13 protein-coding genes are annotated in these 12,474 nt (G+C 73.2%); 3 read left to right on the top strand and 10 right to left on the bottom strand.

Features of this window, described 5'->3' with window-relative positions:
• Positions 1–55: 55 nt before the first annotated feature.
• Positions 56–448 carry a hypothetical protein gene (locus AHOG_RS29340; RefSeq protein ID WP_211290586.1) on the top strand — a complete coding sequence of 131 codons (393 nt, stop codon included), beginning with the start codon at positions 56–58 and terminating at the stop codon, positions 446–448.
• A gap of 22 nt (positions 449–470) precedes the next feature.
• Complete coding sequence (locus AHOG_RS29335; RefSeq protein ID WP_211290585.1) at positions 471–809, top strand: transporter permease; 339 nt, start codon at positions 471–473, stop codon at positions 807–809.
• A 388-nt stretch (positions 810–1,197) separates the two neighbouring features.
• On the opposite strand, the gene AHOG_RS12715 is transcribed toward AHOG_RS29335, so the two are convergent.
• Positions 1,198–2,091: an ADP-ribosylglycohydrolase family protein gene (locus AHOG_RS12715; protein ID WP_093941547.1), complete on the bottom strand. Its 894-nt coding sequence runs from the start codon at positions 2,089–2,091 to the stop codon at positions 1,198–1,200.
• A gap of 166 nt (positions 2,092–2,257) precedes the next feature.
• Positions 2,258–2,704 carry a nitroreductase/quinone reductase family protein gene (locus AHOG_RS12710; RefSeq protein ID WP_093941546.1) on the bottom strand — a complete coding sequence of 149 codons (447 nt, stop codon included), beginning with the start codon at positions 2,702–2,704 and terminating at the stop codon, positions 2,258–2,260.
• A gap of 109 nt (positions 2,705–2,813) precedes the next feature.
• On the opposite strand from AHOG_RS12710, the gene AHOG_RS12705 reads away from it, so the two are divergent.
• On the top strand, positions 2,814–3,443 hold the full coding sequence (locus AHOG_RS12705; RefSeq protein WP_093941545.1) for a TetR family transcriptional regulator: 630 nt from the start codon (positions 2,814–2,816) through the stop codon (positions 3,441–3,443).
• Positions 3,444–3,697: 254 nt separating this feature from the next.
• Here AHOG_RS12705 and AHOG_RS12700 read toward each other — a convergent pair whose 3' ends face one another.
• The 8 genes from AHOG_RS12700 to AHOG_RS12665 form a co-directional block, all read right to left on the bottom strand.
• Positions 3,698–4,642 carry a sugar kinase gene (locus AHOG_RS12700; RefSeq protein ID WP_093941544.1) on the bottom strand — a complete coding sequence of 315 codons (945 nt, stop codon included), beginning with the start codon at positions 4,640–4,642 and terminating at the stop codon, positions 3,698–3,700.
• Complete coding sequence (locus AHOG_RS12695; RefSeq protein ID WP_093944406.1) at positions 4,639–5,316, bottom strand: bifunctional 4-hydroxy-2-oxoglutarate aldolase/2-dehydro-3-deoxy-phosphogluconate aldolase; 678 nt, start codon at positions 5,314–5,316, stop codon at positions 4,639–4,641. The genes AHOG_RS12700 and AHOG_RS12695 overlap by 4 nt, the downstream gene beginning before the upstream one ends.
• Positions 5,317–5,867: 551 nt before the next feature.
• Positions 5,868–7,013 carry a galactonate dehydratase gene (gene dgoD, locus AHOG_RS12690; RefSeq protein WP_093941543.1) on the bottom strand — a complete coding sequence of 382 codons (1,146 nt, stop codon included), beginning with the start codon at positions 7,011–7,013 and terminating at the stop codon, positions 5,868–5,870.
• Entirely contained in the window at positions 7,010–8,173 is a 1,164-nt protein-coding gene (locus AHOG_RS30505; RefSeq protein ID WP_376700023.1) for a FadR/GntR family transcriptional regulator, read from the bottom strand. Before AHOG_RS30505 ends, dgoD begins: the two co-directional genes overlap by 4 nt.
• Positions 8,174–8,186: 13 nt before the next feature.
• Complete coding sequence (locus tag AHOG_RS12680) at positions 8,187–8,948, bottom strand: SDR family NAD(P)-dependent oxidoreductase (RefSeq protein ID WP_093941542.1); 762 nt, start codon at positions 8,946–8,948, stop codon at positions 8,187–8,189.
• The gene (locus AHOG_RS12675) at positions 8,945–10,294 is read right to left on the bottom strand and encodes a DUF4380 domain-containing protein (RefSeq protein WP_093941541.1); all 1,350 of its coding nucleotides are present in this window, start codon (positions 10,292–10,294) and stop codon (positions 8,945–8,947) included. The genes AHOG_RS12680 and AHOG_RS12675 overlap by 4 nt, the downstream gene beginning before the upstream one ends.
• Complete coding sequence (locus AHOG_RS12670; RefSeq protein ID WP_093941540.1) at positions 10,291–11,376, bottom strand: zinc-dependent alcohol dehydrogenase family protein; 1,086 nt, start codon at positions 11,374–11,376, stop codon at positions 10,291–10,293. Before AHOG_RS12670 ends, AHOG_RS12675 begins: the two co-directional genes overlap by 4 nt.
• A gap of 45 nt (positions 11,377–11,421) precedes the next feature.
• Positions 11,422–12,468 carry an ABC transporter permease gene (locus tag AHOG_RS12665; protein WP_093941539.1) on the bottom strand — a complete coding sequence of 349 codons (1,047 nt, stop codon included), beginning with the start codon at positions 12,466–12,468 and terminating at the stop codon, positions 11,422–11,424.
• Positions 12,469–12,474 lie beyond the last annotated feature (6 nt).

Genomic DNA, 12,474 nt, shown 5'->3' with positions numbered 1-12,474 from the left:
CCCGTCACGGTGGGGTCCTCCACGGAGTCGCGGGCGGCACCGGCTCGTCGGACCGATGACGACCGTGACCGGGCAGGATGAGCGCGTCATCTCCTCGCCGCCGTCCCGCCGCCCGCGTCGTCCGTGCCTGCTCCACCAGGCCCGAATCGGTCCGCCCGTCCTCGCCGTGGTCTTCGGACTCACCGGAGCGCCGCCCACCGACGAAGCCGCTGAGAGCATCGTCCGGATCGCGCCGCTGCTGTCGTTCCTCCGCAACGTGATCGTGCTCCCGAAGCCGGCGATGCGTGCCAGGGTCTTCGACGTGATCGCGACCAGGCTCGCGACCATCGGCGGCGGAAGCTACCTGGCGCCGTTCCCGCTGTGCGTCGGCTTCGCCTCGGTGACGACCGTCCTCCCCACTCTCGACACATCCTGGTCACCGGACTGTTCCTGGTCATCCCCACGCTGAGCCGCCACGGCCTCGCCGAGGCATGACGGCGTTGATCGGCACGTCCGATTACGTCGTCGGCGCCTTCCGGGCGGCGCCGGCGGGCGCGGGACTGTCCAACGTGTTCACCAGTCTGCCCGCCTACACCGCAGGCGAGGCCGTCGTGCCGCCCGCGAACACCGATCAACTCCTGGCACTGCTGATCGGAACCAACGTCGGCGCGGTCGTCACGCCGTGGGCGTCCCTGGCCACGCTGCTGTGCCTGGAGTCCTGCCGCGCGAACGGACTCGTGGTGCCGCTGCGGCGGCTCGTGCTCACCGGACTCGTCCTCGCCGGGTGCGCGACGGGCGCGAGCGTGGCGGCGCTCGTGCTCACCGCGTAAGCCGAAGGAGGATCGGATCGCCCGCTCGACGCTCGTCGTCGTCGGGGGCGCGGACCGGCTGCCGAAGCCGGACCGGCCCGAGGTCTCCATGCGGCGCTCGACGGCGGCGTCGACCGCGGTCGACGCCGCCGGGCAGGAACATGGGACTCGGACGTCGGACGATCCCGGCCGCCGACGCCGGTCGTGCGGCGTCGATCGGTGACACCGCGCCGGATCGCTCCGAGCGATGATCGGAGCGGTCCGGGTCGCCCGAGAGGCGCGGCGACGCGGCGCCGTGCGAGGTCCGCACCGGCCCGCGCCCCCGCTCGGCGTCGATGGGAGACGGCGTCCACCCGGCGCGCTCGGCCTCGCCGTCGCTCGACACGCCGCCCCTCCGGAGCCGCCTCACTCAGGTCTCCACGTCGTCCGGGCTCCAGTCCGGCAGCGGTTCACGGCACTCGCTCCAGGAGCGCGGCGGCTCCGCGCCGCCTGCCGCCACGATGCCGCCGACGATCGCGCAGGTGGTGTCGACGTCGCCGCCCACGCTCGCGGTGGTCCAGAACGCCGTGCGGAAGTCGTCACGCCGGGTGAGCGCCGCCCACAGTGCGAAGGGGACGGTGTCCTGGGCGCTGGTCCGGGAGCCGTTGCCGAGCTGCCGGGCGACGACGTCCGCCGAGTCGACGGTCAGTAGTTCCCGTGCCGCGGCGATGCCGTCGTGGACCTGTCCCAGCGGGGTCAGCTCGAGCACGGCCGAGATCAGATCGGCGGGGTCGGTCTGGCCGGTGTCCGCGACCAGAGACGCGGCGACCGCCACGGCCACCGCGCCCGCGATGCCCTCGGGGTGTGCGTGGGTGACCTCGGCGGACCGTGCCGCCTCCCGCGCCGCTCGCCGCGGATCACCGGCGTACCAGGCGCCGAGCGGCGGGATGCGCATCGCCGCGCCGTTGCCCCAGGAGCCGCGCCCGTCGAAGGCGGCCGTCACCAGGTCGCGCCACGAACCGCCTTCCCTGACCAGCCGCAGCAGACGGTTGGTCGACGGCCCGTAGCCGCGATCGAAGTCGTGTCGGACGGCGAAGCCCTCCGCCAGAGCGTCCTGATCGATCCGACCGTGCTCGGCGAGGACGGCGACGACCGAGCAGGCCATCTCGGTGTCGTCGGTCCACTGCCACGGACCGGGCGGCGGACGATGTTCGTCGAGGTAAGGGCGGTTGTCGGGGACGAAGAACTGGGAGCCGAGCGCATCGCCGAGCGCGAGACCGCGCAGGGAGACCAGTGATCGGGACAGCGGGTCGGTGATCGTCATCGTGCGTGATCATCACACGGCCCGACGTCCTCGGGAGAGGAACGGGGCGCCGACCGCTCGGCGGCCCGGACACGCAGGCATCGAGCCGCGACCGGTACGCGCCGGGCATCGTCGTCCGCTGCCGACCGGTCGACGGAATGGAACTCCGGTCGACGACCCTCGCGCGTCAGGCGGGTTCGAGGACGATCACGGGGATCAGCCGTTCCGTACGTTTCGCGTAATCGGCGTACGGCGGATAGAGCACGATCACGCGCTCCCACAACGCGGCGCGCTCCTCACCCTCGGCGACCCTCGGCCTGACCCGTCGACGGACACCTCCGGGCAGCTCGACCTCGGTGGTCGACATCGCCATGAGGTTGTGGAACCAGGCCGGATTCACGTCGATGCCGCCCTTGGACGCGACGAGCACGAGGTTCGGCGCGTCGTCGAGATAGATCAGCGGGTTGGTGCGTGCCTGTCCGGTGCGCCGACCGACGTGGTCCAGCAGCAACACCGGGGCACCGAGGAACGTGCCGCCCCGCCGTCCTTTCGTTCTGCGGAACAGCCATTTGTTGAACCGGGCCATCTGACGGTGCAGCACCCAGTATGGGGAGTCGGGACGAGGAGGTTTCATGACGACAATGCTGTCAGTTCATGACATTTGTCGTCAACGGACTATCGTCGTTCTACGACTCAGGTCACAGAGTGACACATTTTCGCGTTCGAGGGGATACCATGCCGACATGAGCACGCCGGGCCTGCGCGAACGGAAGAAGCAGCGGACGAAGGAAGCCCTCACCGCGGCCGCCTACACGTCGTTCCTGCGCAAGGGCTTCGACGCGACGACGATCGACGAGATCGCGGAGGCAGTGGACGTCTCCTCCCGGACCTTCTTCCGATACTTCGCGTCCAAGGAGGATGTCGCTCTCGCGCCACTAGGCGCCCAGGTCGACGCGGTGCTGCGCGGATTCGCGGCCCGCCCGGCCGACGAATCGGTGATCACCGCACTGCGGCGGGCCGTGGTCGAGATCGTCCACTCCTACGAGGACGGCACGGCGGGCGAGGAGCAGCAGCGTCATCGTGCGATGCAGACCCTGCTCGTCCGCAACCCGACGTTGAAGGCGTACTGCCTGGAGCAGAGCACCGCGCGACTGGAGGAACTCGCCGCCCTCGTGGGCACCCGCATGGGAGTCACACCCGCCGAGGACCCTCGGCCGCACCTGGTGGCCTCCGTCGTCCTGTGCGCCGTGCGCACCACCGTCGACGCCTGGCAGGCGGTCCGGCCGGACACTCCGACCTCGGTCCTGGCCGCCCAGGCGTTCGATCTCCTGGCCGAGGGCCTGGACTATCCGGCCGCCGCGGCGCGGCCGTGATGACCGACGAGCGCCACGGCGCGACGGCCGGTGAGCCGCGCCGCCACGCGCTCCAGGTCACGCCGGGGCGGCGTGAGCTGGGAACACCGGCCGCTCACGAGCCATGAAGTCGTACCGACCGCGACGGCTCGCCGCCCTCGTCGTGATGGTCGGCACGGTCCCGCCGCGGGAACGCCGCAGAGAGGCAGGCGGCGCGCGGCTCGGAATCGATGCGGACCCGGCCGCGGACGGGCTCCCCCGGCGGCCGGTTCACCTCAACGGATCGTCGTCCCCGGCTCCAGACTGAGCAGCGGCAGTTCCTCCCGCGTGGGCAGCCCCTCCCAGTCACCGTCGGAGGCGACGGCGAACGCGCCCAGCACCGTGCCGCGGCGAAGCCGTTCGCCCGTCGGCTCACCGTCGAGCAGCGCGGAGAGATAACCCGCGGAGAAGGCGTCGCCCGCGCCGACCGTGTCCAGGACCGGTACCCGCACCGACTCGACCTGCTCGACGCCCGCCCCGTGATGCACCCGAGCGCCGTCGGCGCCCAGCTTCACGACCACCTCGGCGACGCCCGCGGTCAGCAGACGGTCCGCCCGCGCGAGGTCGTCGTAGCCCTCGGGTTCGACGATCGCCAGCTCCTCGGGGGAGGCGATCACCACGTCGGCCCGTCTGGCGAGCGGGCCCAGCACCTCGGCCGCCGCCTCGGCGGGCCACAGCATCGAGCGGTGATTGACGTCCAGCGACACGGTCCAGCCCTGTGCCTTGGCATGGTCTACCGCGGCGAGCACGGCGGCCCTCGGGCCGGGTCCCAACGCAGGCGTGATGCCGGTGACGTGCAGCAGCCTGGCCCCGCCCGCCAGGACGCCCGCGAGGTCGTCGGGATGCAGCCGCGATCCCGCCGAATCCGTGCGGTAATAGCGGACCCGAATGAGGTCGGCGACCCGCTTCTCGAAGAGGATCAGCCCGGTCGGCCGTGCGGGGTCGACCGCCACGCCGCTGACGTCCACCCCCTCGGCACGCAGGGTGCGGCTGATCAGCTCGCCGGGCTGATCGGCGCCGACCCGGCCGATCCAGGACACCCGGTGCCCCAGTCGCGACAGGCCGATCGCCACGTTCGACTCGGCGCCCGCCACCGACAGGCTCAGCTCGCCGCCGAGCCGCATCGGCCCGTGGCCCCGCAGCGCGGCCATGCTCTCGCCGAGGGTGATCACCTCGATCATCGGCTCCGCCCCGATCCGCTCGCGCCCGCCGCGGTTCCGACCGCTGCCGGGAACTCCGCCGCGACCGCGCGGAAGCGGCGGGCCCGCTCCCGCAGTCCGGCGAGGTCGGCACCGTCGGCCGCGCCCGCCAGCAGCGGCGACCCCACGCCCACGGCGACCGCCCCCAGCTGGAGATAGCGCCGGGCCGCCTCGGCGTCGACGCCCCCGACCGGGACGAACGGCACGGCCGGGAAGGGATCGCGCAGGGCCTTGAGATAGTCGGGACCGCCGCCGTGCGAGGCGGGAAACAGCTTCACCGCGGTCGCGCCCGCCGTGTGGGCGGAGTAGACCTCGGTGGGGGTGAGCGCGCCGACGAGGGTCGGCAGCCCGCGCTCGATCGCGGTGTGGGTTCCCGGGCCGATGGCCGGGGTCACGGCGAAGGTCGCGCCCGCCGCCTGCACGTCCGCGGCGTCCTGCGCGGAGAGGACGGTGCCCGCGCCGAGCGCGGCCGCGCCGGAACGCTCCTCGGCCAGCCTGCCGATGAGGCGGAGCGCATCGGCTCCGGTCAGGGACACCTCCACGAGATGGATGCCCTCCTCCCACAGCGCCAGCACCGCCCGGAACGCGGCCTCGGCATCCCTGCCTCGGACGATCGCGACGATCCGCTCCTCGGCCAGGCGTTGGGACAGGTTCATCGTGCACACTCCAGAGATCGACTCGATGCCAGTACGCGAGGGTTCGGTCGTCCGGTGAGCCGGGCGACCGAGACGGACGTGACGAACCGGGGACGGTGCGGGCCCGTCGCCGTCCCCCGCCCGCCGGGACCACGGGGCGATCCGGTCGTCGCCGACGGACGCCCGCCGCACGACCGGTGGGGACGCCCGCCGAGACCCGCGCAGGCCGCCGACCGCAGCGCGCCGCACGCGGCCGAACCGACCGCGCCCGCTCGCGACGCCGCCTGCGGGCGTCGACGCGAATCGCCGCGGCGACGCACACCGTCGGCGCGGTGACGGCCCGCCCTGCCGAGGCCGCCCGCATATCCGGCGCGCGGGGCACGCCGTCGATCGCCGCGCTCATGACCACCACCTTCGCCCCGCCGATCACGACGCGCAGCGCGGAGCCGATCGGGCACCCGCCCAGCCGGGGAGCGAACCCTGCCTGCGGACCGGGCCGCCGCGCCGTGACAGGGGTGCCCCTCGTATCCGGCGAGGACGACGACGCCCGGCGAGCAGGCGGCCCGGCACGCTCACCACTCGGCCAGGGACCCGTCGTCGTGCCGCCAGATCGGCGAGTGCCAGTCATGGCCCGTCTCGTCGGCCTTGCGGACGGCGGCCTCGTCGATGGTGACCCCGAGCCCCGGGCCGGTCGGGCGCAGCAGATGCCCGTCGTGGAAGCGGAACATCTCCCGATCCAGGACGTAGTCGAGCAGGTCGGCCCCGGCGTTGTAGTGGATGCCGAGGCTCTGCTCCTGGATCAGGAAGTTCGGCGTGCTGAAGGCGATCTGGAGGCTCGCGGCCAGCGAGATCGGGCCCAGCGGGCAGTGCGGCGCCAGCGGCACGTCGAAGGTCTCGGCGAGCGCGCCGATCCGGCGCACCTCGGAGATGCCGCCCGCGTGCGAGAGGTCCGGCTGTGCGACGGCGATGCCCGCCTGGAGGACCGGGAGGAACTCGCCACGCGAGTAGAGCCGCTCCCCGCAGGCGATCGGCACCGGACTCGCGCGCACCACGTCGCCGATCAGGTGGCTGTACTCGGGCAGCACCGGCTCCTCGACGAACATCGGTCGGGCGTCCGCCAAGAGCGGGATGATCCGGCGGGCATTGGCGGCGGTGAAGCGACCGTGGAAGTCCAGGGCGACGTCGCGATGCGGCCCCAGCGCCTCCCGCGCGGCGGCGAGCCGGTCGAGCACCCCGTCGATCTCCGCGACGCCGGCCAGCCTGCTCATCCGTCCGGAGGCGTTCATCTTCACGGCGGTCAGCCCGGCCTCGACCTGGGCGGTGACGGCGTCGGCGACCTCGGCGGGCTCGTCGCCCGCGATCCAGCCGTACACCCGGACCCGGTCCCGGACCGGGCCGCCCAACAGCTGGTGGACGGGCGCGTCGAGTGCCTTGCCCGCGATGTCCCACAGGGCCTGGTCCAGGCCGGCGACGGCGCTGGACAGCACCGGTCCGCCGCGGTAGAACGAGCCCTTGGTCAGCCGCTGCCAATGGTCCTCGACCCGCAGCGGGTCCGCGCCGATCAGCAGCTCGGCCAGTTCGTGCACGGCCGCCCGGACCGTCAGCGCCCGGCCCTCGACCACCGGTTCGCCCCAGCCGACCAGGCCGTCGTCGGTCTCGATGCGGCAGAACAGCCAACGCGGCGCGACCAGGAACGTCTCGACCCGAGTGATCTTCACGGTGACTTCCTCTCGTTCGACTCGATCCCGGAGGCGGACGCCTCCGCCTCCTGCCGGGATGTGGCGTTCTCGGGGCGGGCCGCGCCGAGGTCCACGGCCGAACGGCCCGTGGCGTCGCCCGCCGCTAAGCGATTCGTGACGACCTCGGGCCCCGAGCCGGCCGCGGGGTCGCCCGCCGGAGGTCCCGACGCCGTCGGTCGGGCCGTCGGCCTCGACGCCGTCACGGACTCCGCGGCCGGCGTCCCGCCGCTCGGCGACGGCTGCCGCGCCTCGGTTCCGGTCCGGTCGGCGGCGGAGCCGTCCTGTGGGCGGGCCGCGGGGGTCTCTCCCGCCGTGACACGGCGCAGGTCGGAGTCCGACTTGGCCAGCAGCGCCAGCATCGCGGCCCCGGCCGCGTCGGCGTCGGCGGCACGGACGGCGTCCAGCACCGCCTGATGGCTGGGCACGGGATCGTCATCACCCGACCGGTGGACCAGCCGGTCTCGCTCGGACAGACCGGGCTCGATGAAGATCTCCATTCGGACCAGCATCTCGTTGTGGGTGGCGACCAGGAGCGCGCGGTGCCAGGCCAGGTCGGCGTCGGCCGCGGCGGCAGGGTCGCCGCCGACGGCACGCCCCATCGCGGCCAATGCCTCGTCCAGGGCGCGGAGGTCGTCCTCGGTACGGCGGGCGGCGGCGTACCGGGCGGCGGCGGGCTCGATCACGGCACGGACCTCGGCGAGGTCACGCAGGAAGCCGTCCGCCGCCCCCGCCGCGAACTGCCAGCGGATCACGTCGACGTCGAGCAGGTTCCAGGTGGCGCGGGGCCGGACGAAGGTCCCCCGCCGTTGGCGGGCGTCGACCAGGCCCTTCGCGGTCAACACCTTGATCGCCTCGCGCAGGGCGGTGATGCTGAGGTCGAGTTCGGCGCTGAGCGCCGCGAGGTCGAGCGTCTCACCCTCCCCGACCGCGCCGGAGACGATCCGCGCGCCGAGCAGCTCCACGGTGTTGCCGTGCACGCCCCGGCCGATGTAGGCGGCCATCCGCTTCGTCCCCTCCGCTCGAATCCTCGGCACTCTGCCCGTCCGTCCCGCCGAGGGCGGCCCCGGCCGTACGACGGCGGCCGAGTCCTCCTCGGCCGGTGTCCGCCGCGCCACGAGGCACGCGCCCGCGATCGTCACCGCACCGACGATCTCAGGTCGACTCCTTGTAAGCGCTCCATCCGCCGTCGATCACCAGGCCGGTTCCGGTCACATACGAGGCGTCCGGCGAGGCGAGGAACGCGATTCCCGCCGCCACCTCCTCCGGAGTGCCGAAGCGGCGAGCGACGGTCTGCCGGATGCTCTGCTCCCGATCCGCCTCCCCGACGTCGTCCCAGGCGGCGGTGAGAATCGGCCCGGGCAGCACCCAGTTCACCCGCACCTCGGGGGCGTACTCGACGGCCAGCTGCCTGCCCATCGCCGTGAGCCCGCCCTTGGTGGCGGCATAGGCGGGACGGCCGGGCAGCCCGATCAGGGCGTGCACCGAGGACGTCAACACCACCGAGCCCGACACCGCGCGCAGATCCGCCAGGCAGGCCCGCACCCCGAGGAAGGCCCCGGTGAGATTGACCGCGAGCTGCTGGTCCCAGGACCGCCTGCTCATCTCGTGCGCGGGGCGGACGTCGACGACGTAGGCGTTGCTGACCAGTACGCCGATCGGCCCGAACTCGCCCCGGACGGCCTCGGTCACCGCCGCCCAGGAGTCCTCGTCGGCGACGTCGCAGACATGGGAGGAAGCCCGGCCGTGCTCACGACGCAGTTCCTCGGCCACCTCGTGCACCCGCGGATCGAGGTCCAGGAGCGCGACGGCGGCGCCCTCCTCGGCGAGTCGGCGAGCGGTGGCCGCGCCGATGCCGCCCGCCGCCCCGGTCACCACCGCGGTGCGGCCGGTGAAGCGTGTCGGTACGCCGCTCATCGATCCCGTCCCTGCTCGTCCATAACGTCGATCTTCGCCTGTCCCGTCGGTCCGTCATACACCGGTCGGGTGAGCGCTCCCGCCGGTTCGCCACCCACAGTGAAGCTCACGGCGGCAGCGGCGTGGGGCACCACCCGGTCGACCGGCAACGCGCACGGTCGACCGGGGGTGAGTTCGATGAGCTCGACGGCGTCGAGCGATTCGCCGTCTCCGTCGAGGAACTCGGCCCGCAGCAGTCCGCCCGTCGCGGGGACGAACACGCCGCGCAGCACGCCGGAGCCGTCGGCGGCCCTGGCCTCGGCGGGCGGCTCGGTCCAGTACCCGACGGCGGTGGCGGCACCGACGACGGCGGAGGTCACCCCGAAGCCGAAGACGACGGGCAGGGTGACGTGCTCGCCCGGCGCCAGGGTGGTGAGCGGCCCCAGCGCCTCGCACTCCACCACGCGGTCCCGGGGCAGCAGGTCGCCCAGCGCGGCGATCGGCTCGGCCAGCGGATGCTCGAGCCAGACCTCCACTCGGGAGCCCTCGTCGGGATACTCCGCGGCCTCGTCGATCGGGAACGTCTGGGTCAGCGTGCCCTGCGCGCCGACGTCGGCGAGCCAGCCCGACGCATCCGGGAAGCCGACCTTGCCGACGACGTCCTGCGCGGCGACCCGGACGACCGGGCCGCCGGTGTCGGTGACCGCCGGAGCGGGGCCCGCCGTGATCAGCTCGACCGACCTGGGCAGACCCGACCCGCGGAGTCCGACGTAGACGCCCGCGTGCGGGCCGGCCTCCTCGGGCGACTCGCCCGCGAGCTGCGTGACGTTCCACAACGCCCACCGGACCGGGCGCGACGTGACGTTGCGGAAGCCGACCTCCAGGGTGTAGCGGCTCTCCCCCTCGGCCAGCCGCACGGTCCGCACCGTCCGCAGTCCCGTACGGGGGTCGTCGCCGCTGATCATGGTGATCTCGGCGGCCGTGTCGGTGACCACGGGACGTGCCTGGTACGCACCCGAGTCGAGCACCGGGTCCGGCGGCCCGGCCCACTGATCCGGGCCGTCCCAGCCCTGCGGGGCAGGCCAGGTCTTGTCGCCGCCGAAGTTCAGCCACGCCGACATCGGGCCGCTCGTCGGCAGCGGACGACGACCGTCCACCGGGTGGAGCCGGTCGTCCAGCAGCCGAGGATTCCGGTACAGGTATTCCCGGCCCGCGAACACCGCCGACAGCACCCGGCCGCCGAGCGCGGGCACCACCCCGAGCCGGACCAGGCCGTTGTCGAGATGGAAGACCTCGTAGGGTCCGCTGTCGTCCCGCGTGATCGACACGCGCCCCCCGGCCTCGGCCGGGAGCACGTCGGCGGTCACGAGCCCGCCATGTCGTCGGCGACCAGGCAGACCTTGCCGGTGCCCGCGCCTGCCGCCAGCCGGTAAGCGGCGTCGGCCTCGGCCAGCGGCAGCCGCTCGCTGACCACGACCTCCGGCCGGACGCCCCAGCGGACCAGGTTCCCGGCAAGCCGCGCCATCGCGGGGACCGAGGTCACCCAGGAGGCGTGCAGGGTGAGCTGCTTGTGCAGCAGCGTGTCCGACACCTCGGTCTCCAGCGTGCCGCCCTCGCCGACCAGCGAGACCCGGCCCCATTCGGCCGTGTTCTCCACGGCGGTACCGCGGCCCGCACGGCTGCCCGAGCAGTCGATGGCGGTGCTCGTGCCCCGACCGGCGGTGAGCTCCGCGATCGCCTCGCCCGGCGCGTCGACGCCGACCGTCGCATCGAAGAGATCCAGCCCGTCGGCCCAGGCACGCCGCCGCGCGGAGGGCTCCACGCCGATGATCCGGCGGGCCCCCATGCCCCGGCCGATCATCGCGGCGGCCAGGCCGACCGGACCCAGCCCGACGACCAGCAGGTCGTCCTCACCGCTGACGGCCACCCGACGCAGTCCCTCGTAGGCGGTGCCGAAGCCGCAGGCGATCAGCGCACCGTCGACGTAGGACAGCTCGTCCGGCAGCCGGACGCAGGTGGTCTCCTCGACGAGGATGTAGTCGGCGTTGCCGCCGTCCCGCTGCCAGCCGTAGGCGGCCCTCGCGGCCCCCGTACAGCTGATCTGGTAGCCGCGGCGACAGTTGTCGCAGGTCATACAGCCCGCGATGTGGTAGACGATGACGCGGTCGCCGACCCCGTACTCCCGGCAGCCCGGTCCGGCCGCGACGACGACCCCGCTGGGCTCGTGTCCGGTGACCACGCCTCGGTAGGCCGGGCCGTCGACGCCGCGATGGGTCTTGTGCTCGCGGTAGATGTAGCCGATGTCGCTGCCGCAGATCCCGGAGGCCCCGACGCGCAGCAGCAGCTGGCCCGGGCCCGGCTCCGGCACCGGGATCTCCTTGATCACGGCGGTGGAGTCGCCGGGGAGGTAGACGCCACGCATCGTGGCCGGGACGGCGGTGCCGCTCATGAACCTGGTCTCCTTACGCCTCGTCTCGAGTTTCGGGCTGCCGCGTCAGACCGTGCGCACGGCGCGCTCACGCCTGCTGATCGCCACGTTCACCAGGACGGCACCGACGATGATCACGCCGCGCACCACGTTCTGGAAGAACGAGTCGACGCCCAGCAGCACCAGGCCGTTGGCGATCACGGTGATGAACGCGACGCCGAGCAGGGTGCCCAGCAGGCTGCCCCGGCCGCCCGCGAGCAGCGTGCCGCCGATGACGACGGCGGCGATGACGTCGAACTCCAGGCCCGCCGCCGCACCGCCGTTTCCGGAGCCGAGCCGGGCGGCCAGCAGGACGCCGGTGATGGCGGCGAGCAGCCCGGTGGTGGCGAACAGGATCACCTTGATCCGTCCCGTGTCGATGCCCGCCAGCCTGGCCGCCGCCGCGTTGCCGCCGGTCGCGTAGACGGAGCGGCCGTAGGCGGTGTACCGCGCCACGTAGGCGAAGATCGCGAACAGCACCAGCATCACCACCGCCGAGGTGGGAATGCCCAGGATGCTGCCGCCCAGCAGACGGAACGTCCCGTTGTCCGGCAGCGCGACCGGCAGCGCGTCGGTGATGTAGAGGCCGAGGCCGCCCAGCACGCTCCACAGGCCCAGTGTCGCGATGAAGGAGGGCACGGTGAACCGGGCCACCAGCCAGCCCGCCAGCGCCCCCCAGGCCACGCCGAGCGCGAGCGTCGCGAGGATGCCGCCCCAGGTGCCCAGGCCCCAGGCGCCGACGCCCTTGGCGACCAGCACCGACGAGAAGGCCACCGCGGGGCCGATGCTGATGTCGATCTCGCCCGCGATGATCACGAGTGTCACGCCCCAGGCCGCGATGCCGATGGTCGCGGCGTCCCGCAGCATCCCGAGCTGGTTGTCCAGCGACAGGAAGCCGGAGGCGGTGCTGCCCAGGATGATGTAGAGCAGGAGGATCGCAGCGAGCAGCCCGATCTCGTTCAGTCGTCTGGTCCTGGTGGATCTGGTGGCGGTCGGGGTGGACGGGGACGTCTGCGACGCCTGGGACGACGCCGTCGGAGAGACCGGACCGGTCTGGTGCGAAGAGTTGCTCATCGGTTT

The organism is Actinoalloteichus hoggarensis, from assembly GCF_002234535.1.
GTDB lineage: Bacteria > Actinomycetota > Actinomycetes > Mycobacteriales > Pseudonocardiaceae > Actinoalloteichus_A > Actinoalloteichus_A hoggarensis.
Note: the sequence above shows the minus strand (reverse complement) of the source record. Positions and strands in the feature narration are given on the sequence as shown.